This window comes from Psychrobacter immobilis, from assembly GCF_904846175.1.
Lineage (GTDB): Bacteria > Pseudomonadota > Gammaproteobacteria > Pseudomonadales > Moraxellaceae > Psychrobacter > Psychrobacter immobilis_E.
The window spans coordinates 148,213-172,961 of record NZ_CAJGZM010000001.1; the positions used below are offsets into that span (position 1 = coordinate 148,213).

General features: G+C 42.9%; 20 protein-coding genes. 10 read left to right on the forward strand and 10 right to left on the reverse strand.

All coding sequences use genetic code 11. From position 1 onward, the window contains the following. Nucleotides 1-30 precede the first annotated feature (30 nt). From rarD to pheA, 4 genes are all read right to left on the reverse strand, one after another. Complete coding sequence (gene rarD, locus JMW39_RS00600) at nucleotides 31-993, reverse strand: EamA family transporter RarD (RefSeq protein WP_201542997.1); 963 nt, start codon at nucleotides 991-993, stop codon at nucleotides 31-33. Between the two features lie 281 nt (nucleotides 994-1,274). Continuing rightward, a complete protein-coding gene (locus tag JMW39_RS00605) occupies nucleotides 1,275-3,602 on the reverse strand; it encodes a bifunctional prephenate dehydrogenase/3-phosphoshikimate 1-carboxyvinyltransferase (protein ID WP_227679104.1) in 2,328 nt (775 codons plus the stop codon). Nucleotides 3,603-3,725: 123 nt separating this feature from the next. Next, the gene (gene hisC / locus JMW39_RS00610; RefSeq protein ID WP_201542998.1) at nucleotides 3,726-4,871 is read right to left on the reverse strand and encodes a histidinol-phosphate transaminase; all 1,146 of its coding nucleotides are present in this window, start codon (nucleotides 4,869-4,871) and stop codon (nucleotides 3,726-3,728) included. 96 nt (nucleotides 4,872-4,967) lie between these two features. Continuing rightward, the gene (pheA, locus tag JMW39_RS00615) at nucleotides 4,968-6,149 is read right to left on the reverse strand and encodes a prephenate dehydratase (protein ID WP_201542999.1); all 1,182 of its coding nucleotides are present in this window, start codon (nucleotides 6,147-6,149) and stop codon (nucleotides 4,968-4,970) included. A gap of 452 nt (nucleotides 6,150-6,601) precedes the next feature. Here pheA and JMW39_RS00620 point away from each other — a divergent pair, with 452 nt between their 5' ends. Further along, the gene (locus JMW39_RS00620; RefSeq protein ID WP_201543000.1) at nucleotides 6,602-7,543 is read left to right on the forward strand and encodes a transaldolase; all 942 of its coding nucleotides are present in this window, start codon (nucleotides 6,602-6,604) and stop codon (nucleotides 7,541-7,543) included. A 162-nt stretch (nucleotides 7,544-7,705) separates the two neighbouring features. Beyond that, a complete protein-coding gene (locus JMW39_RS00625) occupies nucleotides 7,706-8,212 on the forward strand; it encodes a hypothetical protein (protein ID WP_201543001.1) in 507 nt (168 codons plus the stop codon). Nucleotides 8,213-8,319: 107 nt separating this feature from the next. Here JMW39_RS00625 and JMW39_RS00630 read toward each other — a convergent pair whose 3' ends face one another. After that, nucleotides 8,320-8,889, reverse strand: a complete 570-nt coding sequence (locus tag JMW39_RS00630) for an adenine phosphoribosyltransferase (protein WP_201543002.1) — start codon at nucleotides 8,887-8,889, stop codon at nucleotides 8,320-8,322. A gap of 368 nt (nucleotides 8,890-9,257) precedes the next feature. Here JMW39_RS00630 and JMW39_RS00635 point away from each other — a divergent pair, with 368 nt between their 5' ends. Further along, the gene (locus JMW39_RS00635; protein ID WP_201543003.1) at nucleotides 9,258-9,422 is read left to right on the forward strand and encodes a rubredoxin; all 165 of its coding nucleotides are present in this window, start codon (nucleotides 9,258-9,260) and stop codon (nucleotides 9,420-9,422) included. Nucleotides 9,423-9,450: 28 nt separating this feature from the next. Then, nucleotides 9,451-10,515, forward strand: a complete 1,065-nt coding sequence (locus tag JMW39_RS00640; RefSeq protein ID WP_227679108.1) for an alpha/beta fold hydrolase — start codon at nucleotides 9,451-9,453, stop codon at nucleotides 10,513-10,515. Between the two features lie 123 nt (nucleotides 10,516-10,638). On the opposite strand, the gene JMW39_RS00645 is transcribed toward JMW39_RS00640, so the two are convergent. After that, nucleotides 10,639-11,703: a WG repeat-containing protein gene (locus JMW39_RS00645; protein ID WP_201543004.1), complete on the reverse strand. Its 1,065-nt coding sequence runs from the start codon at nucleotides 11,701-11,703 to the stop codon at nucleotides 10,639-10,641. Nucleotides 11,704-12,056: 353 nt separating this feature from the next. Here JMW39_RS00645 and JMW39_RS00650 point away from each other — a divergent pair, with 353 nt between their 5' ends. Beyond that, the gene (locus JMW39_RS00650; protein WP_201543005.1) at nucleotides 12,057-12,989 is read left to right on the forward strand and encodes a DMT family transporter; all 933 of its coding nucleotides are present in this window, start codon (nucleotides 12,057-12,059) and stop codon (nucleotides 12,987-12,989) included. 144 nt (nucleotides 12,990-13,133) lie between these two features. Here JMW39_RS00650 and JMW39_RS00655 read toward each other — a convergent pair whose 3' ends face one another. Then, nucleotides 13,134-14,552 carry a solute carrier family 23 protein gene (locus tag JMW39_RS00655; protein ID WP_201543006.1) on the reverse strand — a complete coding sequence of 473 codons (1,419 nt, stop codon included), beginning with the start codon at nucleotides 14,550-14,552 and terminating at the stop codon, nucleotides 13,134-13,136. A 421-nt stretch (nucleotides 14,553-14,973) separates the two neighbouring features. Between JMW39_RS00655 and JMW39_RS00660 the strand changes: the two genes are divergently transcribed. After that, nucleotides 14,974-16,407 (forward strand): L-serine ammonia-lyase, encoded by a 1,434-nt coding sequence (locus JMW39_RS00660; RefSeq protein WP_201543007.1) that lies wholly within the window; start codon nucleotides 14,974-14,976, stop codon nucleotides 16,405-16,407. A gap of 123 nt (nucleotides 16,408-16,530) precedes the next feature. Here the strand turns inward: JMW39_RS00660 and JMW39_RS00665 are convergent, their stop codons facing one another. From JMW39_RS00665 to xthA, 3 genes are all read right to left on the reverse strand, one after another. Beyond that, nucleotides 16,531-16,929, reverse strand: a complete 399-nt coding sequence (locus JMW39_RS00665) for a DUF4377 domain-containing protein (RefSeq protein ID WP_201543008.1) — start codon at nucleotides 16,927-16,929, stop codon at nucleotides 16,531-16,533. Nucleotides 16,930-17,354: 425 nt separating this feature from the next. Beyond that, on the reverse strand, nucleotides 17,355-18,578 hold the full coding sequence (gene argJ / locus JMW39_RS00670; RefSeq protein ID WP_201543009.1) for a bifunctional glutamate N-acetyltransferase/amino-acid acetyltransferase ArgJ: 1,224 nt from the start codon (nucleotides 18,576-18,578) through the stop codon (nucleotides 17,355-17,357). A gap of 127 nt (nucleotides 18,579-18,705) precedes the next feature. Beyond that, nucleotides 18,706-19,530 (reverse strand): exodeoxyribonuclease III, encoded by an 825-nt coding sequence (gene xthA / locus JMW39_RS00675; RefSeq protein WP_201543010.1) that lies wholly within the window; start codon nucleotides 19,528-19,530, stop codon nucleotides 18,706-18,708. Nucleotides 19,531-19,793: 263 nt separating this feature from the next. Here xthA and JMW39_RS00680 point away from each other — a divergent pair, with 263 nt between their 5' ends. The 4 genes from JMW39_RS00680 (at nucleotide 19,794) to JMW39_RS00695 (ending at nucleotide 24,243) form a co-directional block, all read left to right on the forward strand. Then, entirely contained in the window at nucleotides 19,794-20,372 is a 579-nt protein-coding gene (locus JMW39_RS00680; protein ID WP_227679109.1) for an acyl-CoA thioesterase, read from the forward strand. A gap of 54 nt (nucleotides 20,373-20,426) precedes the next feature. Continuing rightward, complete coding sequence (locus JMW39_RS00685) at nucleotides 20,427-21,236, forward strand: ATP-binding cassette domain-containing protein (protein WP_201543012.1); 810 nt, start codon at nucleotides 20,427-20,429, stop codon at nucleotides 21,234-21,236. 116 nt (nucleotides 21,237-21,352) lie between these two features. Next, nucleotides 21,353-22,141, forward strand: coding sequence for an ABC transporter permease (locus JMW39_RS00690; protein WP_265088424.1), 789 nt, complete (start codon nucleotides 21,353-21,355; stop codon nucleotides 22,139-22,141). Between the two features lie 404 nt (nucleotides 22,142-22,545). Continuing rightward, entirely contained in the window at nucleotides 22,546-24,243 is a 1,698-nt protein-coding gene (locus tag JMW39_RS00695; RefSeq protein WP_201543013.1) for an AMP-binding protein, read from the forward strand. The last annotated feature ends 506 nt before the right edge of the window (nucleotides 24,244-24,749 follow it).

Sequence of the window (24,749 nt, forward strand, 5' to 3'; positions counted from 1 at the left end):
AGCTCGAAATTTTATTTACTTTGTTGTTTTTCACTTACTCTGCTGCAACGCTTCTTCGCGCAAGCGCTCAGCTTTTAACGCTTTACTAGGACGATGACGCCACAAATCAATACTGAATAGTAATAGCCCGAGCCAAATCAAACCAAAGACGGCTAAACGGTTTAGGTCAAAAGGCTCTTTATAATAGAATACGGCTAAGAAGAAAATAAAGGTCGGCGTCAGATAATTCATAAAGCTTAAAATACTATAAGCAACTAGCTTAGTCGATCTATTAAATAACAGTAACGGTATTAAAGTAATCGGACCTGCCAGCATCAACAGCCAAATATTGGGCGTAAACCAAAAGCTCAGCTGACTACTCACAACATCCGCTTGCCAAAACCACCAAATAAATATAGGTACCAGCATCGTCGTTTCAACAAACATTGCATCGACTGCAGTCAGTGGCGTTTGGCGCTGAATCGTGCCATAAGTACTAAAACTAAAAGCAAGAATAAGTGATAACCATGGCAAGCTACCGAGCATCACTACTTGAATGACCACAGATAATAGCGCAAACCCAATCGCGACCCATTGCAAAGGTCGCAGGCGCTCTTTGAATAAAATCATCGATAGCGCCACCCCAACGAGCGGTCCGATAAAATATCCTAAGCTTGCCTCAAGTATTTGATCGTGATTAACCGCCCATACGTAAGTCAGCCAGTTGGTGGCGATAATAATACCTGACAAAAAGGTCAATCCTATCCACTTTGGATTTCGCTTTAAAGTCTCTATCCATTGCCAGCGCTTGGTCACGACTACGACAATAAGCAAACAGGCAAACGTCCAAACAATGCGATGACCGATGATTTCTGTGGCGTTATAAGCGGCTAATTGTTTAAAATATAAAGGAAATGCGCCCCATATACAAAAAGCGATCAGCGCAGTTATGATACCACTTCGTGTGGTTTTAATAGGAACGACTGGTTTTTTGACAACATTTTGAGTGGTCATAAGACAAGACAACTTAAATTAGAGCAAAGCGCGACCTCACCTAATGTTTATCAATAATGAAAACTTAGCGGTAAGAGCGCAGGGTTACTACATATAGGGTAGAAAGTAAAAAGCAATGCGTTAATACCCTTTAAGTATCAACACATTGCTCACGACAATAACTTTGAAAAAAAAACTTTTACGTCAAGGTTAATAATTAACCTTATGGACTTCATTGAATTGCGAAACCAACACTACAAAAGCCAATACTAGTGCTCATCAAGTGAATAGTCTTTTAGGGTCTAAGCCGCACCCTTATCTACTTGAATAGACATACCAATTTGATTGGCAAGCTCAGCAAATCCTGGGAAACTGGTATTGACGGTTTCAACGCCTTCAATAGTAATCTGCTTAGAGGCACGCAAGCTTGCAACCGCAAAACTCATGGCAATACGATGGTCATGGTGTGAGGTAATATGTCCGCCGCCAAAGACTGGCTGGCTGTTATTTACCTCACCATTTTGGGCTTGAGTACCCTTCCCTTCAATAATTAGACCATCTTCGGTAACCGTACAATCAATACCTAGCGTTTGTAGACCCTCTGCCATGACAGCAATACGATCTGATTCTTTCACGCGTAGCTCTTTTGCACCAGTTAATACCGTACGACCTTCTGCACAGCTAGCAGCAATAAATAATACTGGAAATTCATCAATTGCTAAAGGTACTAAGTGTTCTGGAATCTCGATACCTTTTAGGTTTGAGCTACGAATGGTAATATCTGCCACCGGCTCGCCGCCGACATGAGTCTCATTACTCAGGCTGATATCCGCTTGCATCAACTTTAGAATATCGATGATACCGGTACGTGTCGGATTGATACCCACTTGCGTGAGGGTCAGCTCGCTACCTTGACTGATAGCCGCAGCGACCATAAAGAATGCCGCAGAGGATATATCAGCAGGGACTGCAATATCACCGCCTGTAAGCTTTCCGCCACCTTTGACACTGACACGATTGCCATCAATAGTCACTGGATAGCCAAAGGCTGAGAGCATACGTTCGGTATGATCGCGGCTGACTTCAGGTTGAATGACTGTTGTAGTGCCTTCTGCCCACAGTCCAGCCAGCAATAAGCAAGACTTGACCTGTGCAGATGCGACTGGCATATCATACTCCATACCTTGGAGCGACTTGCCAACAGTGTCACGACCAGTGATACTCAGCGGCGCGGTACCATTATGACCGGTGCTTTGAATGACTGCACCCATCTCACGTAAAGGCGCGGCTACACGCTCCATCGGACGCTTATTTAGACTGGTATCACCTGTCAATACACTATCAAATGACTGTGCAGCTAGGATACCGGCAAGCAGACGCATACTAGTGCCTGAATTGCCCATGTATAATGGCGTTTTGCTTGGTTTTAGACCGTTCATACCAACGCCATGAATAGTCAATCTGCCTTTATCAGGTCCTTCGATGCTCACGCCCATATCACGAAACGCTTGCAAAGTGGCAAGTGCATCTTCCCCTTCTAAAAACCCTGTGACGTTGGTGACACCTGTCGCAAGGCTACCAAGCATGATACTGCGATGCGAGATAGACTTGTCACCAGGAATGGTAATGGTGCCAGAGACGGTGTTGCTAGGAGTAATATTATAAGAAGCTGACATGGCAGAAGTATCCGTATAAGGGGTGCTGGCTAACATATGGCCAAAATGTCGCCGTGCGGCTTGCGCGCGGCCCAAAAGTCCCATAAGGGCGGTCGAATCTTTATCAATGATAAGCTGGCGCATATTCTGTAGATAAACGCCATACTCGTCAAGAGCGCTTATAATCGCGCTTTGGTTGGCAAAAAATATATCATGCCACATTTTAGGGTCACTAGCAGCGATGCGGCTGAAATCGCGAAAGCCGCCTGCGGCATAACGAAACATATCTAAATTATCATCGTGACTTGCCAGCTGCTCGACCAGATTAAACGCGAGCAGATGCGGTAAATGACTGGTATGTGCCAATATTGCATCGTGATGGCCAGCCTCCATCGGCATGACAGTCGCACCTACCGCCTCCCATAACTGGCGCAGCTTTATAATTGCCAATTGACTGGTCGTTGGCAGCTCACAGATAATCACACTATGATTGACAAATAAATTGGCGCGCCTAGCATGATAGCCTGAATTTTCCGCACCAGCAATCGGATGCGCGGGTACAAAACCTGTTGGTAGAGAGGTAAATACTGACTTTGCGGCCTCAATAATATTAACCTTGGTACTACAGACGTCCGTAATGATGCAATCAGCAGCAAGCTGTCCATTATCCATGGCGGTTTTTATATCGACAAATACGGCTTGCACCGCTTGTACTGGTACGGCAATGATAATTAGGTCACTGCCATATACCACTTCACTTAATACAGCACTACCCGCGTCTAGTAAACCATGTTGAATGGCTTCGTCGATGCTTGGCTCATGTCTATCAACAGCCACCAAGCGCTCACTTAAACCACTATCTTTGATGGCTTGGGCAAGGCTAGCACCAATTAGCCCTAGACCAATGACACAAACTTGTTTAAATAACGGCGGCTGAGTATGGATATTGCTAATATTATTTTTCTGGCGACTCACGGCGTTTCTCTTTCAACAAACCAGCATCAGTATGCATAAAGCAAGCTGATATTGGCGTCATAAAATTGAATAATTAATCGAATGATTTGCTTATCAAGCAACAGATAGCTCACTTTTTAGTAGTTATAAGTCATCAGTCAAGATTGAGCGCAAGGTATCAATGAGGCGCATATTATCTTCTGCCACCCCTACTGTAATACGCAACCAATTCGGCAAGCCATAAACTTCTAATGGACGTACTATCACGCCCTGCTCTAGCAATGCTTGATGAATAGAAGCAGCGGTGATATCTTCCATCTCAACTTCAATTTCAACCATGATAAAATTAGCATGAGACTTGATAAAACCTAACCCCAAGGCATCAAACTGCTTTTCTAACCAGCGCATTTGCTCTTGGTTATTGAGCCTTGATTTTTCAATAAAATCTTGGTCGGCAAGTGCGGCAGCGGCGGCAGCTAGAGCGACTCTACTGACGTTAAATGGCTGACGAATTCGATTGAGTAAATCTGCGACGGCTACTGAGCTTAACGCATAACCAACTCGCAGACCCGCCAGTCCATAAGCTTTGGAAAAAGTCCGTACAATAACCACATTCTCAAACTCATCTAACAGCGCCCGATTATTACTCTCAGGGCTATATTCAATATAGGCTTCATCTAATACCACCAACACTGAGCTTGGTACACTAGCGACAAAAGCACGTAGCTCGTCATGTGTAAGCTGGGTGCCCGTTGGGTTATTGGGATTGGCGATAAATACTATTTTAGTATTGGGGTTGTCTTGAACTGCCTGACTCATCGCTTTTAAATCATGACCAAAGCGATTGGCAGGCGCTTCTATGCCTATCGCTCCTTGCATTTTGGCCAGCATCGGATAAACGATAAAAGCATACTGACTATACACAATCGCATCATCAGCACCAGCAAAACTACGCGCTAAGATATCAAGCAAATCATCAGAGCCATTACCTAAAGTAATCTGGTCGACATTGACATTATTAAAATCAGAAAGCGCTTGTTTGAGATAATACCCATTGCCATCAGGATAACGTGCCAGCTGACCCAATTGCTCGGTAATCGCGAGCGTCACATGCGGTGAGCAGCCTAGGGGATTTTCATTACTGGCAAGCTTTACCACATCTGAGACGCCGTACTCTCGCGTCAACTCTTCGACCGGCTTCCCCGTCTGATAAGGCATCAGCTCTAAAATACTGTCATAGGCAGGCACAAGCGGTGATAAATTTGACTCTGTCGAATGAGATGACTGCATGATTTATCCTTGGATGTGATAAGGCATTTACTGTTGATTAATATCTGTTTGTTAATCATTGCTAGCGCTTTGATGAATACTTTAACTAAGCCAGCTTTATAGTACCGCTTTTGGATAAGAACCTAGGATACGCAAATCTTTGACCAATGGGCGGATATCAGCAATCGCCGCACTCACATTTGCGTCTTCAATGTGTCCATCCATATCGATAAAAAACACGTAAGCCCATTTGTTAGGACGTTCAGGACGCGTCTCGATACTGGTCATTGATACGCCATGATAAGACAAAGGCTTTAAGATTTCGATCAGGGCGCCTGCTTTATCATGTGCTGAAACCATAATTGAGGTCTTGTCTTGACCGGATGGCGCAATCGCCTCGTGACCAATAATGAGGAAACGCGTGGTATTGCTAGGATTGTCTTCAATGTTTGAATAAAGCTTATGTAAATCGTACTCTGCCGCCGCCACATCACCGGCGATTGCCGCTGAATGCCATTCATTTTTTAAACGGCGAGCCGCTTCGCCATTGCTTGATACTGCTACACGCTCGACATTCGGATAATTAACATCGAGCCAATGACGGCACTGCGCCAATGACTGCTGATGTGAATAAATACGGCTTAAGCCATCGAGTTTGGTATGTTCAGCGACCAAAAAGTTTTGATGAATAGGTAGCTCAACTTCACCGATTATCTTTAAAGTAGAAGATAAGAAACCATCTAAGGTATGGTTGACCACGCCCTCTGATGAGTTTTCGACTGGTACCACGCCATACATCGCCGTACCCGCTTCCACTTCGCGAAAGACATCAGTAATAGTATTTAGCGGCACGGTATCGGCGGCTTTACCAAAATGCTTTAAAGCAGCGGCATGGGTAAAGGTGCCGACAGGACCCAAAAACGCAATACGTTGCGGTGCTTCCAAGTCAAGGCAGACCGACATAATTTCACGGAATAACCGTGCCATTTTCTCATCAGCAATGGGTCCAGTATTACGTTCCATCACCGCCTTTAACACTTGCGCTTCACGCTCAGGACGATAAAAAATAGGATTGCTTTTTTCGGCATCCGGGCTATTGGCAACGTGGTCTTTTTTCACTGTCGCCACTTGCTGAGCCAGTTTGGCACGATTGTTAATTAGCGTTTGAATTTCGCAGTCTACCGCATCAATACTTTGGCGCAATGTATTTAAAAACGCTTTATCAGTTGCAGCCTCATCGACACTTGCAGGGGTTTGGTTTAGATTGTCTACATTTTGCTCTGGTGACTGCTCACTCATTACCGCCCATCCTTTTTCTAATGTTATTGCTAAAGTTTATAACTGTTATCTGTTAGCGATGACTATCTGTGCAATATGCTTATTTTAATAATAAATGCTTGCTTACTTCTCATGTTTCGCGCGAGCCAAAAAGCTGATCGGCTCTACTATAGCAAAAACTATCGACAGTGCCCATTCGTAAATGCGCGTAAATAAGCAATTTGCCATAAATCTTAGCACAGTTATGCCCTATAACAACTAAGTGCCGTGAAACTATCAGGCTACAGATGCTCAAATATATGATACAGTTTGATAGGTATAGGTTTAAGAAAACCTTTAAAGGGCCCTAAGCAGAACATTTAAAATTGCCATGATAAACCACTTTATGAAGATAAATATCATGGATAACCCACTTAAATAACACGACTAAATAAGAACATAACAACGTTAATTGACCATATCAAGGATATATGATGAGCGCATTACAACAGCTTCGCACCATGACCACTATTGTCGCTGATACGGGCGACCTTGCCGCCATTGCGCGTCTAAAACCCATCGATGCCACTACCAATCCCAGCCTTATTACCAAAGCACTTATTCATCCGGATAATGAAGCGCTAATGTCAGAAACCATGAGTCGCCATCGCGGTGATATCGATGCGGTAATTGATGAGATGACTATCCAAATTGGCTGTAATATTTTGGCGTTAATTGAAGGTCGCGTCTCAACCGAAGTCGATGCGCGCCTGTCTTATGACACCCAAGCCACCATTGATAAAGCTCTCAGCTTTATGGAAGCCTATCAAAAAGCAGGTATCGACTCAGAGCGCGTCTTGATTAAGATGGCAGCAACTTGGCAAGGGATTGAAGCGGCTCGTTACCTTGAAACTCAAAATATTCACTGTAACTTAACGCTATTATTCGGTCAGCATCAAGCGATTGCTTGTGCCGATGCTGGTGTGACGCTGATATCCCCTTTTGTAGGGCGTATTTTAGATTGGCAAAAACGCCAGCAAAACCGCCAGAACGTCCCAGCTTCAGACGATATGGGCGTGCAATCGGTCAAACTCATTTATCAATATTACAAGCAGCATGGCTATAAAACCCAAGTGATGGGCGCAAGTTTCCGCTCGACTGAGCAAATATTGGCACTGGCGGGTTGCGATCTCTTGACCATAGCGCCCAATCTAATCGATGAGCTGGCAGCCATGGATGTTGAAATCACGCGCCAACTGTCACCAAGCATGTCCATGGATTTGGCCGACATGACCAAAGTCAGCTTAACGCATGACGAATTCAGTGCCGCTTATCAGCAAGATACGGTAACCCAAGACCTATTACCCAAAGGGATTGATGGCTTCATCGGTGCGCGTGATGAGCTTGCGCAAATGCTAGCAGCCATGCGTGATTAATCACCCTAGTTAATTAAGTCCTAGGCTTCTTAGGGGTTTACTTACCAATAGACAGTACTGAAACTGCCTGGGCGTGAACCCCTTGTCATAAAAGAAATTTGCCTGCCCCTATTAAGTTGGCTATCATGAGCAACTTAATATAACAAAAAGCAAGGCTCGATTATGAAACGGCTAGCAGTGATATTAGCAGGTAGTACACTTGCAATGAGTGGCTATGCGGCAAACTGGTTAGAGGTATCAAAAAGTCAGACTGGCTCTATTTTTAGTTTAGATTTGGATTCTATCGAACGCTCAGATATTCATATTATTGATGAAAAAGAGGTCGAAAATATTACCGTCTCGATTCGTAGAACCTATCCTGCGCCAAAAAGCGTGAAGGAAAATGGAGAGGCGAAAGAAACAAAAGACACCAAAGAAACTAAAGAGAAACCGAAAGACACTAAACAAACGAGCACTCATCATAGCGACCAACAATGGCTTATCTCATGTAAGGACGCAAGCTACTATCAGCGCGCTTACGTGGATTATGCTGCTGATGATAAAGTGTTAAAATCTTGGCAATCAGATAAACCGATACTGACAACTAAAGACTTTAAGCTTACTAAACCAAAAACAATTAGTCGCTTGCTCATCGAACAAGCTTGTAAAAATTACCAGCAAGCTAAATAGCGTAAAATAAAACGAGTTAAGACAAACAAGTAAAGTACATCCAATTCAAAAAAAGCGCGCTGAACTATTTATTCAGCGCGCTTTTTATTATGCTAAAAACCATTTCTCTAAGCTTTTAAAACCGTATAGACAGGTACAGGAAATTCACCGTGTAAATCAACCAAATCTAACAATACCAATGCGCCAACCACCGTATGCTCAGCAGACTTGCACAGCTCATAAGCAGTAGTCAGTGTACCGCCAGTAGCCAAGATATCATCGACCAATAACACCCGCTCAGGTGGCAAATTATTTTGCATCTCAAGCGTGTCTTTGCCATATTCTAAAGCATAAGCTTTATTAGCGACTGGTGGTGGTAACTTGCCAGGTTTACGTAGCAAAATCATGCCTTTACCTAAGCGCCCCGCCAGCAAACTGGCAAATACAAAACCACGCGCCTCCACTGCACCCAAGCAATCCACCTCATCAAGCAAACCCGCAGGCAGTACAGCAAGCATCTCGTCAATCACGGCATTAATATGACCGCGTAGTAACGGCGTAATATCATAAAAATCAATGCCGACTTTCGGGAAGTCTGGTACTGTGCGAATAACTTGCCAAAATGGATGCTCGGTATTTAGCGTATGAGACGACTCGGTTGTGGTATTTACTGCTGTAACGGCGGCATTAGCGCTCATAATAACCCTTAGCTTATAGGACTGCGATGATGATATGGCAGAGTCAATCGATATATCAATTGGCAAAATTAGTAGCAAGGATTATAGCATAATCGACTTTATCGTGGCGGCAAAACTGGCAAATTCACCATCGCTAAAACCATTAAAGTGACGCTTAAGAACTTGATAAAAGCTGGTTAATCTCAATATACAAGTGTAAACTTAACTATAAAAATGACGGTTATATGCTAAACTACGGGCGTTTTTAGTAGCTAGATATTGACTATCATGGTTAATAAATGCTTTAAAAACACCTATTAATCACCTATTAATATGGGTAATAGAAACACTGGTAATCGTAATACTGGAAATAATCGATAGGACTATTTATGAAACGTTATGAATGTATTGTCTGCGGTTGGATATATGACGAAGCGCTTGGCTGTCCTGAAGAAGGCATCGCTCCTGGCACCAAATGGGAAGACATCCCAGATGACTGGACTTGCCCAGAATGCGGCGTTGGCAAGCTTGATTTTGAAATGCTCGAAATTTAAGCCAATGACCATCTAAATAGGATACTTCATGACAGAAACAAACCCCATTAACGCTGTGCCCGGAATCTCTGAAGCGCCTAACACGTCCGGAGCAGCTGAGGTTGCAGAAGCAAATGGTAATTATCCAACGCCTGAATGGCAGCAATTTGGCGACCATGATTGGCGTGCTTCAGACTTAAGCGAGCATCTGCATCAAGCCATGATAGATATTGGTGACGGTATCGAGCTATGCGTTGAGGCGGGTGGCAACCCAAATAATCCGCCTCTACTCATGATTATGGGACTTGGCTCACAAATGATATTTTGGCCAAATAACTTCATAAAGCGCTTTATCGATGCCGGTTTTTTTGTGATTCGTTTTGACAATCGTGATATCGGCTTGTCGTCTAAAGTACAGATTGATGGTTTACCACGTATCAGTCAGTTAAAAATGATGATGCGCCTGCAAACAGGACTGTCGAATAAAAGCGCACAGGTTGCTTATAATTTAACGGATATGGCAGAAGATACGGCACGCTTAATCAAAGCTTTGCATCTGAGTAAAACACATCTGCTTGGCGCTTCTATGGGCGGCATGATTGCTCAAATCGTCGCCGCGCGTTATCCAAGTTTGGTACAGCGCATGGCCTTGATGTTTACCACCACCAATCGCGCCTTTTTAAAACCGCCCAAGCCGAGACAGTTATATACCCTCATTAATCGCCCTGAGAGCCATTCTGAACGTGATATTGTGCGTCATAGCGTCTGGTTTATGAAAACGGTTGGTACGCCAGGGCACGTCAATGTGCGCATGGTGCGTGATATCGCCAAGATACGCTATCAGCGTAATTTCCATCCACTTGGTACCGTACAACAGCTCAATGCTATTTTAGCCTCAGGCTCAATTAGCAAATACAGTAAGCAAGTTAAAGCACCAACGATTGTGCTGCACGGTAGCGCAGACGGGCTGTTACCCGCCTCGCAAGGGCGAGTGGTTGCGAAGACCATTCCCAATGCAACATTTCATTTAATCGAAGGTATGGCACACGATATTCCAGAATACTATCAGCCTTATATGGTCGATTTGATTAGTAATCATCTGTTAGAAAAGTAATGTTCTAAGCACCATGCTATTAATTGGTGAGCCATAAAAAAGAGTGTCAGAGCGATAGATTATCCATCATTCTCACACTCTTTTTTTACCTGCGAGTTTAACCACAATATTAAATGATAAGTGTTAATCACAACCGACACCAGCACCCTCTTTGTCAATACACATCTTATCGCCATTCTTTAAATTACCAATCCATGCTTTACCATTTATAAATACAAATGCTGGCTGGTCTTTATAACTATCGCCTACGCTCACGCCGCTCTTATCAAAGCGAAAAGGAATCACCAACTCGCCGCCTAAATTGACAAAACCCCATTCGTTATCGATGCGCACGCCTGCCAGCCCTTCAGAAAATGGAAGCACCTCATCAAACGAATACGTAATCATGGTGACATTGTCATCGTCAACAAAGCCCCATCTGCCATCTTGTTGACGTGGCTGCAGGGTGGTAAAGCGACCTGTTGGCACTGATTGCTGCATCTCCTTGGCGTTTTCGTTAGCATTATTACTATTGCTAGCAGGCGCTCTTGTCGTCGATGTTTGGCTATCAGCCTTACTGTTTGAATTCGAGTCACGCGTAGGTTTGCCATTTTTATCCAACCAGCTTATGGTTTGGTTTTTACGCACGCGCGTCATCCCGCCGCGATAATCATCGATATCACTAATTGCAGCGGCAAATGGCACAATAGTCTTATTGGCGGTATCGATAACCCCATAATGACCGTTTTGTTTGACTACGATGCGACCTTCAGAGACGGGACGCGCCCAACCTTGACTCTCCTTGAGCATATCGTACATCGCAGGGATAGCCTCGCGACCTTGCATATTGACATAACCTACCCGACCGTTATGGAGTACCGGTAGCAATCCGCCCGATATTTTATCGGCATCTACTTTTTGATAGCGGGATAAATCAACCACACTTTTACCTTGTTTATCAATCAAGGCAACTGGCGCACCAAAATCTTTTATCGCTAAGAAATAGCCGCTACTGGCTGTACAAGCGACATTTTTATAATAACTTTTGGGTATTTTACAGCTGGCCGCTTGCGCATTTGACATCAAAAAAAACGTAGTAGCTATCATGCTCATCACAAACAGGCGCACGCCACAACTACCACGCGGCAGTTGTGGCGATAATATGGATAAGAAATCTATTTGTCGTTTTGATATAGAACGTAGCAGCATAAGCAAACCTAGGCTAAAAATAATAGAGGCTATATGAATATATGAATATATGAAGTTGAGTATATTAAGTTAAGTATTTGAAGAGCATCACTATTTTAAAACATGACAGATTTCAAATACAGATAGACGGTAGAGTAACAAATGACAGCGTTCGCGCCAATGCTATTCCTGTAAGAAGGTGACTGCTTTATTTATACATAGTGTGTGATCCGTCATTATAAAATAAATCGTATCAAACCATTCCATTTCAAGTGCAAAACACTGACAATATAGCTTGTTTAAGTCACTGCTTTAGCAAACGATAATTAAAAGCCTCTTAAAAAAGTATCATAGTAATAAGATAAGGATATTGCATGGCTATTGCCTCTTCACGCTCCGCCGCTACTGGCTTGGTCATTGGTTGTGTTATTTTCGGTTTGGGCAGCTTGATTGTCGCCCATGTCGATATTGGTGGTTGGGCGATGTCATTTTGGCGGCTGGCTATTTCAGGCGTAGTATTCGCTGTATTGGCTAAAATGACGGGGCAACGACTACCGCGCTCAAAGCGTGCTATTTTTTACGGTTTATTATCGGGCGCATTTTTAGGACTCGATTTGGCATTATGGCACGAGAGTATTTATGCGGTCGGTCCTGGTATCTCAACCTTATTAAACAGCTTGCAGATTTTCTTTTTAGCAGCCATTGGTTTTTTATATTTTAATGAGCGCCAGTCTATTTTGCAGCTTATCAGTTTATTTCTAGCCATGTTAGGCGTGGCAATGATAGGCAGCCCTGAGTTTGCGCAAAATACCGCCGCGACCTGGGGTTTCGTTACGGGCATTATCTCAGGCGCTATGCTTGCCGCGTCAATGACCTTTATCCGTAAGACCCACGACACTGAGCCAACGCCGATATTTATGCTGATGCAACTGATTAGTATCGGCGGCGTAGTGGCAATGATTATCCCAATGTTCGTGTTTGATATGGGTCACATTCTGCCCAATACGTGGTCTGAGATTGGTTGGGTGTTGATTTACGGCACAGTGATGCAATGCTTAGCGTGGGGGCTTATCGCCTACTCTATTCCTAAGCTGTCTTTGGCATTGACTGGCCTACTATTATTAACTGAACCCATTGCCGCTTTGGTGATTGACTATAGCTGGCTTGATAAACCGATTAATACCTTACAATGGAGTGGTGCGCTGCTGACTATGTTTGCCATTTATTTGGGTTCATTGAAACCTAAACCGCGCGCGCTACGACGTTATCGTTTTTTTGCGAGATTTTATAAACGTGACTATAAATAACGCCACAAATAATAATGTTTATAAATAAACGTCATAACAAATAAAAGCCACAATAATCATTGTGGCTTTTGCTTATCGCTCTATGAAGTTCTTTAATTTTATGATTAAAACATCACTCTTTTTAAAAGTTAGTCTTTTTGACGGTTAATCTTTTTGTTTATTGAATAAGGCATTAAGCACAATCGCGGCTAAGGTAGCCGTACCAATACCGCCCAAGTCAAAACCACCTAGATTCAGGCTAAAATTACCCGTACCCATAATCACGGTAACGGCCGCAATGATTAAATTGCTGTTTTTACTAAAGTCGATACGATTGTCTATCCAAATTTTTGCCCCTGCAATCGCAATCAGACCGAACACGACAATGGATGCGCCGCCCAATAAAGCTGCCGGTATTGTCTGAATAATCGCGCCAAACTTTGGAGATAATCCAAGCAAGATAGCAACCAAACCAGCTACTACAAAAATCGTCGTACTATATACTTTGGTCACTGCCATGACACCGATATTTTCTGCATAAGTGGTCACCCCTGTACCACCAAAACCTGCCGAAAATGTCGTTGCTAAACCATCAGCAAAAAATGCTCGACCCATATAAGGCGTTACTCGCGCCTTAGTCATACCTTCGACCGCTTTAAAATGCCCCAAGTTTTCAGCCACTAAAATAAATGCGACAGGCGCAATTAATATAATCGCACTCATCTCAAAACGCGGTGAATGAATACTTGGCAAGCCAAACCATGACGCTGCTGATACACCAGTAAAGTCAATCGGAACGCCATAGCCAAGCACATTGGTCATGACAAAATAGGCGATGTACGACAAAATTAAACCAACAAGCAACAACAGACGGCGCAGCATACCGCGGGTAAATACAGCCACTCCACTGATAAGCAATACTGTCAACGTCGCCATCCATGCATCAAACTGGTTAGCGGAAACCCCTTGAATGGTCACTGGCGCCAAATTTAGACCAATAATCATCACAATTGCACCGGTAACAATAGGTGGCATCAAGCGCTCAATCCAGCCTGTACCCGTTTTCATAACCAACAAACCTATCAATGCATAGATTATGCCGCATGCCATGATACCGCCCAAGGCGACATTCAAATTGTCATTGAATCCCACACCCGCATAAGCAGTCACCGCAATCACAGGGCCAATAAAGGCAAAGCTGGAACCCAAATAGCTGGGCATACGCCCGCCGGTAATGATAAAAAACATTACCGTACAAATACCCGACATCAAAATGGCTAAGTTAGGGTCGAAGCCCATTAGTAATGGCGCCAGCACCGTTGCCCCAAACATCGCAAAAGTATGCTGCACACCTAACAAAACGCTCTTAGCGGGCGGCAAATACTCATTGATACCGACCGGATCACGATCCAAATCACCGCTATAAGGACGCCACGTTGGAAACCAGCGACCATTATCAAAGTCTGGATTGTGCGGATAGCTCACCGCTACTGCATCAATGCCAGCCGCTTCTAGTGCATTGTGAGGAGCCGGTTCTTGATTGCTATTTTCAGGTTTTACAGAATGAGGTTCGGGAGTTGTCATGCGCTGTCCTATTTGAGCTAAGAGAATACTCGTCAGCTAAAAAACTGTGAGAAATACAACTATGAATTGAGCCGAAACGAAAACAGATAAATCGTGTGAACTATCAAAAATAATAAGTACTGACGAGCTTACAGGATGTTACACAGATAATGGCTGCGAGCATGATAACGGAGTTCTATGATAAATAAAAGTTATTATTCAATAGTCCCCTGTACGCCTATACTGAGTGACATCTATAGATAACTTTCCCATATTATTTAAATGCCTCATCTATTGAAATACGCCTTTAAATAATCGTGTACCTTGTCATCGTGCTGTATCCATCAAGGCTTTTGCGAGCGTTATCTATTATTTTTTTCCTACCAGTCCTAAAGCATATCTATAACATACGCTGATGCACTGACAATTTCTTGGTATTTTTATGATTAGTGTTTTCGACTTATTTAAAATTGGTATTGGACCATCGAGCTCTCATACGGTCGGACCCATGATAGCTGCCAACTTATTTTTGACGTCATTGCTTAAACAAAGCGCATTAACGTCGATTAAAAATATTGAAATAGAGCTTTATGGCTCTTTAGCAGCTACCGGTAAAGGGCACGCAACTGATACGGCGATATATTTGGGCTTGCTTGGACATACACCCAGTACCATTGATACTCGCTTGACTGGCGAATATCTAGCGCCTATTTTTACTGATAAGCAGCTCAATTTGTCTGGCAAACATATTATAAACTTCGATAGCGAGCGCGATATGTATTGGTACGATGATACCGTGTTGCCCTATCATCCGAATGCATTGACCATTCGCGCGTTATTGACCGATGGTAGCAAGTACCAGCAAACTTATTATTCGGTTGGTGGCGGTTTCGTCATCAACGAAGATGATGCCAATAATCCCGATGAGGATCATGCCAGCCCAACGATTGATATCGTTCCCTACCCTTTTAATAATGCCGCAGAGTTGCTTGAGCAGTGCCGTAAGCATGGGTTAAGTATCAGCGAGCTGGTACTCGCCAACGAATGTCATTACCGCAATCAAGCAGATATCTTTAGCTATTTAGATACGATTTGGGAGGTGATGCAGGACTGCGTGACTCAAGGTTGTAAAAACAGCGGCATTTTACCGGGCGGGCTGGATGTTAAACGCCGCGCCCACGATTTACATAATCAACTATGCGCTGAAAAGGACTTGCCTATCGCAAAAACTGATAAGCTCGCAGCGATGGATTGGGTCGATTTGTATGCCCTTGCCGTCAATGAAGAAAATGCCAATGGTGGTAAAGTCGTCACCGCACCGACCAATGGTGCCGCGGGTATTATTCCTGCTGTACTGCACTATTATCGTGATTTTTTACCCAATTATAACCAAGATGGCGTCCGTAATTTTTTATTAAACGCCACCGCTATTGGTAGTTTGATTAAACAAAACGCCTCTATCTCAGGTGCGGAAGTTGGCTGCCAAGGCGAAGTGGGTTCAGCCTGTGCCATGGCAGGCTCAGCATTGGCAGAGATTATGGGCGGCTCGCCAGCCCAATGTTTGAATGCCGCTGAGATTGGCATCGAGCATAATTTGGGTCTGACTTGTGACCCGATTGGCGGCTTGGTACAAGTTCCTTGTATCGAACGCAATGCGATGGGCGCAGTAAAGGCCATTAACGCCGCTCGTCTTGCCTGCCGCGGCAATGGTCAGCACTTTGTTTCTCTAGACAAAGCAATTGAAACCATGAAGCAGACAGGCGCTGATATGTCTGATAAATACAAAGAAACCGCACGCGGCGGGCTTGCTATTTATGCTGATAATCGTATTCCCACTGCCACCCGCGGTGTGAGTGTGAATTATAGCCAGTGTTAATCTACACCACGACTTTTATGGTTCAACTTAAAACAAAAAAAGCCTCTAATGATTAGAGGCTTTTTATAAGTGGTTAACTATTCTAATTTAACAATATTAGCTAATGCTAATTAGGTCTAGAAGTTACTCAGCAGTTTTTGAAACCACTTCGTTTAGAATCCAAACTGGTTTAACTACTTTTGTCGCTTCATTCATAACCGCTTCTTGGCGCACATCTAGAATATAGCGATAATTTGGCTCATAAGTAAAGCCTTGGATATCACCGTTTAAAGGCGTGTAGTTTTTCTGATAAGTCTGACGATATTGTAGGCATTCTGATTCAACCATAGTGCCATTTGCAGTTGGTAGCTCACATACTGCTTTTAGTGGCGCTATTTCTATTTTAAAGCTTGGAATATTAACCACTTTCACGTTTACAGGTTCGCCTTCAACGACCATAGTACGCTCATCATTCATACCCATAGTAGAACAACCTGACAAAACAAAAGTCGTCATCAATGCAGCAATTGCTAATTTTTTCATTATTAAATCCTCAGTTTATTTGTATTAATTATTACCTTTTGAACTCATTTTAATCAATTATTACCATTCAAAAGGTAGTAGGTATTCATAAAGATACTGCTAATTAAAAGACTAATTAATTACAAGCACTAATCACAAGCTATAGAATCGAGACAAACTTGATTTATAAATTGATATCTTGATGTATAAAAAATCGCTCAGCTCTTATTAGTAGTACCGTCTATTGTTTACTGCGGTAAGTATAGGTCGCCCAGCCCCTAACGCTCTATGACTGCTTTGTAAAGTAACGTCAGCTTTTGCAACTGATGTTAATAAATGGTTTTATTGGGAAGTGTCAGATAAAGTTATCTTACCAATAAAAAAACGCTCAAAACTATGCATAATAATGATAGTTTTGAGCGTTTGTATAAAAATATAGATAGCTTTTAGCTACGATAATCGGCGTTTATCTTGACGTAATCGTAAGATAAATCGCAGGTATAAACGGTATCCTGAGCCTCACCGCGTGCTAAATCAATATGAATGGTAATCTCAGGACGGCTCATGACCTCTTTGCCAGCCGCTTCCGTATAAGTCGGAGCCACACCGCCATTTTGACAAATCATCACCTCGTCTAAGTAAATATCGACTTGCTCGGTATCAAGGTCGTCGATACCCGCATAACCAACTGCTGCTAAGATACGCCCCCAGTTGGCATCACTGGCAAAGAATGCGGTCTTAACCAGTGGTGAATGAGCAACGGCATATGCCACATCGCAGCATTCTTGCGTGGTATTACCGCCCGTGACTTTTACCGTCATAAATTTAGTGGCACCTTCTCCATCTCGCACAATCAATTGCGCCAAACGTACAAATACGGCGGTTAAGGCAGCAAATATCGGCTGATAATGTGGATGCTCTGGGCTATCAATGATCTCTGAGCTCGCCGTACCTGTGGCAATCAACACGCAGCAATCGTTGGTTGAGGTATCGCCATCGACGGTGATACGGTTGAAGGATTGCTCGTTAATCTTGCTCAACATTTCTTGCAACAAGTCAGCGGCGATATTAGCGTCCGTGGCCACATAGCCAAGCATGGTCGCCATATTGGGGCGTATCATTCCTGACCCTTTTGACATGCCCGTAATATGATAGCTGCTAGCGTCGACATTCACCTTTTCACTAGCAAGCTTTGGAATCGTATCTGTAGTACGAATACCATTCGCGGCTGCCAACCAATTGTCAGAGGCTAAATTGGCTAATGCATTGTCCAAACCTGCGATGACAGCATCACTGTTTAGTGGCTCGCCTATCACACCTGTCGAAAATGGCAAGACGGAACTGACACCTACGCCAGCTTTAGCAGCTAAGGCAGCACAGATATCAACCGCACGGCGCATGCCATCAGCGCCTGTACCGGCATTGGCGTTGCCCGTATTGGTGATTAAATAACGCGGACTGGCTTTAGCAAAGTGCTCACGTAAGACACGCACAGGCGCAGCACAAAAAGCATTCTTTGTGGTCACAACGGCAGTCGTTGCACTATCAGCAATTTCTATCACCACCAAATCATCGCGGTCTTTATAGCGTACACCTGCAGCAGTGGCGCTTAGCTTAATCCCATCAATAGGATAAATCGTCTTGGGTACTGCAACGTTGCCGACAGCCATCATTCAATCCTTATTCATCAATGCTGATGCATTATTTATTGGTTATAAGTTATCTTTTATAAAATCTTAGTTTTACAGTCTTAGATATAAAACTTGGTGATTAAAATCTGATATTAAAAGCAAGTTATTATACTTTGTTTAAGTCAAACGCTGCCCAAATTGGCGCATGATCAGAGGGTTTTTCCATGGCTCGTAGCTCATAGCTGATGCCTGCGTTGACGCAGCTATCTATTAGATCTGCCGTGCATAAAATGTGGTCAATACGCAGTCCACGTTTAGGCTCATCATTAAAGCCGCGGCTGCGATAATCAAACCAGCTATATAATTCGGTACTCTCTGGATAATGGAGACGATAAGTATCAGTCAGCTCGCGCGACATCAAATCACTATACCATTCACGCTCTTCCGGTAAAAACGAAGTCTTTCTATTTTTCAGCCAGCGCTTGGCATTGACCTCACCGATACCAATATCGGTATCTTCTGGGGCAATATTCATATCACCCATGATAATCAGCGAGCGCCCTTCTGCTTTTAGCGTATCGATATAGGTCATCAAATCTGCATAATAAGCACGCTTCATAGGAAATTTGGTCGGATGATCTTGGCTCTCTCCTTGCGGGAAATAGCCGTTAAGCACATCCACTTCACGTCCATCAAATACATAACGTGCATGGATAAAGCGTTTTTGCGCCTCTACATCTTCACCCGGAAAGCCTTTTTGTACAAAAATAGGGGCAACCTTGGACAGTAGAGCGACACCATAATGGGCTTTTTGACCGAAATACTCGACGTGATACCCCAAGCTCTCGATATTTTCGAGTGGAAACTGCTCATCATGTACCTTAGTTTCTTGCAAACCCATCACATCAGGGTCGATTACCTCTCGTACCGCCTCTAGCTGATGTTGGCGAGCGCGGATACCATTGATATTAAAACTGACAAAACGGGTCATAAATTATCCTATACTAATGAATTAGAACAAGTGTCTCTATAAACGAGTGCCGCTATAAAATAAAGCAAAGCGGCAATATATAATAAATAAAGGTTTATCATAACAGACATCGGCAAGGCTAGCTGTTGCGCGCCCTCATCTCTTACGATAGAGTAGCATTTATGAGTGATAATCTAAGCATTATCATTTTTTATAATCTTATATATTAACTTTTAAATGCTATTAATAAAGCAAATTTATTGAGCAATATTATGATAACAACCATGAATAAAAATACTGATTCAACATCGATTAGCGCAAGCACGCCACTATTTGCCACTGACTATAATGTGTATATCAACCATACTGATGCGGGTGGCATAGTCTATCATGCCAATCATTTAGTATTCTTTGAAAACTGTCGCCGCGACTGGTTTACCAAGCTTGGTTTAAATGGGTATTTTTTGCAGACCGATGATGGTGACATTCAGCACTTTGTCGTCAGTCAAGCAGACCTGCAATACAAAAAAGCCATTCTATTAGACGAAGTTATCAATGTACGCATCGATAAGGTTGAGCTCAAACCTGCCAGCATTATATTTTATCAAAGTATCCATCGCTCATCGCCAAATGTGGATGCAGATGATAACACTCAAGCGAGCGCTGCTTTTTTAAACAGTACTTTATTAAGCAGTACCAAAATCGTTATCGCTTGTGTACAAAATCAAATCATGCCAACTTCTATATCGAATGATGGCTCTGATGCTAGTGTGAATCACAACGCGCCCATGCGTCCTATTCGTGTACCGCAAAAATTACGCGATACCATTCAGCAAGCAATCACGCAACACGCTGATCGATAAAACACTTAACTGACTGGCCTATGAGCGCTGATAAGACAAATAATAAGGCCTTTTATGCTAGCATTTGAAGATATTTGGGTCCATAGCAAGCGCGCTACGACAGCAAACCCTAAGCATAACGCGCTTACTAGCTCAAGGTCTACTCCATTCCCTACCTACCGCCGATGGCGTGAAAAAAGACAGAAACACTCAGCCTCCGATAATGCTGTTTCTATGAATAACCGAGTATTGATAAGTGGCGCCAGTGGTACATTACTGGCTGGGCAAGTGACGGTCTTGACCGGTGCTTCTGGCAGTGGTAAGTCCGTCTTATTGCGCGTATTAGCTGGGCTGCTGCCTATGACGACAGGCGACGTTTGGCTACAGAGCGATGAAAAAAATAGCCATACTCGTCATAGCATTCATGAAATGGCACTCACGCAATGGCGCTCACAGGTCGCCCTTCTCGCGCAGCAGCCTCAATTACTAGAAGGCAGCGTGGTTGATAACCTACAGTTGCCTTACCGCTTGGCAACCCATCAGCAAAAGCATTTTAATATCGATTGGCATATCGAGCAGCTTGAGCATTTAGATCGCACCCCTGACTTTTTACAACAAGACGCTAATACTTTGTCAGGTGGTGAAAAGCAACTGGTCAATACGCTGCGTTTATTACAATTAAACCCGCAAGTGCTGTTATTGGATGAACCTACTGCGGCCTTAGATGTCGATACCTCAGCGAAACTCGTCCACTTGCTTGTCAGTTGGTTACGGCGTGAGCCAAAGCGAACATTACTATGGGTGACTCATGACACACACGATATCATGCCGTTAGCAGATAAGCATTGGCATATGCAAGCAGGGGTCTTAACCAAAGTAAGTTAAGCCACTTTTTAAACCCTATGCTTACCATCAATCGCTCAATATTGCTTAATTTGACTATTATTTGTTTAAGCCTTACTTGTTTGACATTCATTTCTTTTATAGCGAGTTCCTGTAATTTGAGTACAAACAATATGCAAATCGTACTGACTTATGCTGATATTGCGCTTGCCAGCAGTTTGATTATCATCGTGCTGCTCGTCTCATGGTTTCTACGTCTAAGATTGACCAAAACACTTTTCATTGCTGCTGTCCGTACGGTGATACAGCTTAGCTTTATCGGGCTAATATTGGCATGGATTTTCGCTCGGGAACAATGGTACGAAGTCCTTATTATTTTGACTATCATGACTTTGATTGCCGGTAGCGCTGCAAAAAATCGGGTCAAACGTACTTATAAAGGCTTATTAGTCGATACGTTAATCGCTGTCAGTACATCAGCAGTATTGGTGACAGTCATCGCTATTATCCTTATTTTACAAGTGCAACCTTGGTATACACCGCAATTTATCATTCCTATACTCGGCTTAATACTTGGCAATTCTTTAACGGCCATCTCCTTGACCAGCAATCAGCTTATCGAAAACCTTCATGGGCAACAAGGGCGCATCGAGATGATGTTAAGCCTCTCTGCCAAACCATTTGAAGCGGTACACGAACAGATACGAGCTGCGATCATCAATGGCATGACGCCTACCCTAAACTCGATGCTGGTTGTCGGTATTGTCAGCCTACCGGGTATGATGACTGGGCAAATAATTGCGGGCGCCGACCCCACCCAAGCTGTACGTTATCAAATTGTAACGATGTTTTTAATCTGCGTCAGTAGCACCCTTGGCTGTACGATAAGCGCTTTACTCATTTATCGGCGATTTTTTAATAAAAAACAGCAGTTCGTCCTACCATAATGACCGTTAGTCATATTTTTATTGCATAATGAATAAATTTATTTATCCGCATTTTATATGTACTGGGCAGTACGCTCATGTTAATATTGCCTTTACTTAAATTCATGCTAATGTATTGCTTAAATGTATCATTATATCGTCGATGCATTATTCTTTAGTTGCAGAGAAGTGGTAAAAACGCTGTAAAATTAAGTATGATTTTTTAAGATGGGCGAATTTACTTGATATTAACGCTTTTATCATTTCTCAAAAATGAACAATAGTTATAAATTTAGTGGTCCGTCAATAGATAAGGATGTTATCAAACTCAGCGGCAATTTTTTTATGTCAGCGCTGATTTTCTTATTGACATGGATATGACTGCTTAACGATAGAAACCTAATTGAACTACCAGGACGCTGACTATGATGTTGAATAAACCTTGGCTTGCCCAATACCCTAAGAGTGTACCAAAAACTATCGATCCAGATAGATATGGCAGCATCATGGAGCTATATGAAGAGTGCTTCGACCGCTTTCGTTTGCATCCGATGAGTATCTGTATGGGCGTGACCCATACTTATGATGACATTGATAAGGCGTCTCTTGCGGTCGCTGCTTGGTTACAGGCGCAAGGATTGCCTCAAGGCAGCGTGGTTGCACTCATGATGCCAAACGTGCCGCAGTATCTGCCAACGATGATTGGTATTTTGCGCGCAGGTTACGTTTGTACGCCAGTCAACCCTCTGTATACAGGTCGCGAGCTGCGTCATCAACTAAATGATTCAGGCGCTCAGGTTATCTTTGTGGTTGATAATTTTGCTCAAGCACTCGAGCAAGTTATTGATGAGACCAATATCAAACGTATTGTCTTATCAAAAATGGGCGATATGATGGGTCTAAAAGGTATTTTAGTGAATACCATTATTCGTCAGGTCAAACGCTTGGTACCAAAATATAAGCTTAATGATCCTAAACATGAAGTAACGAAGTTTCCAGATGTGCTAAAAAAAGGCAAGCACCTACCCTTCCAAAAGCCAAAGATGTCACTGGATCAAAAAGCCTTTTTACAATATACCGGTGGTACAACAGGTTTATCTAAAGGCGCCATTTTATCTCAGCGTAATATCGTCGCAGGAGCCATGCAATCAGAAGCTTGGACGCGCCCGATTACCTCAGAGATTAATGAGGTCTATATCAATATGGTCATGGCACTACCGCTGTATCATATTTTTGCCTTTATGTTGAGCTCATTAGGTATGCGCTCGGGCTATACCTTTATATTGATACCTAATCCGCGTGATATCCCTGGATTTATCAAAACCTTATCAAAACAACCGTTCCATATTTTTCCAGCGGTTAATACCTTGTTTAAAGGCTTGCTTGATCATCCAAACTTTAAAGACCTTGATTTTAGCTCACTACGTATCTCGCAAGCAGGTGGTATGGCGGCAACCGAACAGACGGCAGCGCGCTGGCTCGAAACCACTGGCTGTGCAATGATCGAAGGTTGGGGTATGACCGAAGGTGTCGCAGTCGGTACTGCCAACGTCGTTACTGACCGTAAGTTTAATGGCACCATTGGTGTTCCTGTGCCAAGCGTTGATGTTATCATCATTGACGATGAAGGCAATCGCGTTGGTGTCAACCAAGCAGGTGAGATGTGTGTTAAAGGCCCTAACGTTACTTCAGGTTACCTGAACAGAGACAGTAGCGAAGACTTTACCCAAGATGGCTATTTCCGCACTGGCGACATCGTCAGCATGGATGAAAAAGGCTACTTTAGATTATTAGACCGTAAAAAAGACATGATTTTGGTCTCAGGCTTTAACGTCTTCCCTAACGAAGTAGAGTCCGTCATGCTTGATTGTGAAGGGATTATTGATTGCGCCGTGATTGGTATTCCTGACGATCGTCAAGGTGAAGCAGTCAAAATCTATGTTATTCCTGCTGATAATAACGTTACTAAAAACTCAATCAAAGAGTTTGCCTTAGACAACATGACTGGTTATAAATGCCCGCGTCATATCGAGTTTGTGACTGAGTTGCCAAAAAGTAATGTCGGTAAAGTACTGCGCCAAAAACTGCGTGAAAAGCATATCGCTGACAATCCACAACGTTAATTAACGCAAAGCCTCAATAGTTTATTAATATAAAAGCCATTAAAAAAGCGCTCTATCATATATAGGGCGATTTTTTGTGTTTTACCACCTTTTATCTTATATTCACAACCACTTATCTTATTTTACTTGCAACACAGTTCTTTTACTTTATCAAACTTAATTATAAACTAACAAGTTCTTGTATAAGAATAACCAGCTCAATGGTAGTTATGTTAATGTACTGCCAAAATATGTTACGCTATTATTTATTAACTTATATTAATAGTATTTGCGATTGAGGTTAACCGACTAGCCTTATCTGGGTGATAATGTTTTTTGTTTTAATATTAAAATCCTTTACTTGTCGTTTAATCTACTTCAATACTTATTTTTGGTAGTTAAATATCTTTTTCGTAAAACAATCTTGCAATTCAATACATTTGTATAAAGGTCACCGTATTTTAGCAGTCTGTGAATAAATAGGATAACACTCGACAATCCATTGCTTATATAGCGATGACAATGTT

Coding starts and splice junctions, on each gene's coding strand:
- JMW39_RS00640 (WP_227679108.1), top strand. CDS start 9,451: ATGACAGAAACAAACCCCATTAACGCTGTGCCCGGAATCTCTGAAGCG.
- JMW39_RS00625 (WP_201543001.1), top strand. CDS start 7,706: ATGAAACGGCTAGCAGTGATATTAGCAGGTAGTACACTTGCAATGAGT.
- hisC (WP_201542998.1), bottom strand. CDS start 4,871: ATGCAGTCATCTCATTCGACAGAGTCAAATTTATCACCGCTTGTGCCT.
- JMW39_RS00660 (WP_201543007.1), top strand. CDS start 14,974: ATGATTAGTGTTTTCGACTTATTTAAAATTGGTATTGGACCATCGAGC.
- JMW39_RS00630 (WP_201543002.1), bottom strand. CDS start 8,889: ATGAGCGCTAATGCCGCCGTTACAGCAGTAAATACCACAACCGAGTCG.
- JMW39_RS00650 (WP_201543005.1), top strand. CDS start 12,057: ATGGCTATTGCCTCTTCACGCTCCGCCGCTACTGGCTTGGTCATTGGT.
- JMW39_RS00635 (WP_201543003.1), top strand. CDS start 9,258: ATGAAACGTTATGAATGTATTGTCTGCGGTTGGATATATGACGAAGCG.
- pheA (WP_201542999.1), bottom strand. CDS start 6,149: ATGAGTGAGCAGTCACCAGAGCAAAATGTAGACAATCTAAACCAAACC.
- JMW39_RS00645 (WP_201543004.1), bottom strand. CDS start 11,703: ATGCTGCTACGTTCTATATCAAAACGACAAATAGATTTCTTATCCATA.
- argJ (WP_201543009.1), bottom strand. CDS start 18,578: ATGGCTGTCGGCAACGTTGCAGTACCCAAGACGATTTATCCTATTGAT.
- JMW39_RS00665 (WP_201543008.1), bottom strand. CDS start 16,929: ATGAAAAAATTAGCAATTGCTGCATTGATGACGACTTTTGTTTTGTCA.
- JMW39_RS00685 (WP_201543012.1), top strand. CDS start 20,427: ATGCTAGCATTTGAAGATATTTGGGTCCATAGCAAGCGCGCTACGACA.
- JMW39_RS00680 (WP_227679109.1), top strand. CDS start 19,794: ATGAATAAAAATACTGATTCAACATCGATTAGCGCAAGCACGCCACTA.
- JMW39_RS00695 (WP_201543013.1), top strand. CDS start 22,546: ATGATGTTGAATAAACCTTGGCTTGCCCAATACCCTAAGAGTGTACCA.
- rarD (WP_201542997.1), bottom strand. CDS start 993: ATGACCACTCAAAATGTTGTCAAAAAACCAGTCGTTCCTATTAAAACC.
- JMW39_RS00620 (WP_201543000.1), top strand. CDS start 6,602: ATGAGCGCATTACAACAGCTTCGCACCATGACCACTATTGTCGCTGAT.
- JMW39_RS00655 (WP_201543006.1), bottom strand. CDS start 14,552: ATGACAACTCCCGAACCTCATTCTGTAAAACCTGAAAATAGCAATCAA.
- xthA (WP_201543010.1), bottom strand. CDS start 19,530: ATGACCCGTTTTGTCAGTTTTAATATCAATGGTATCCGCGCTCGCCAA.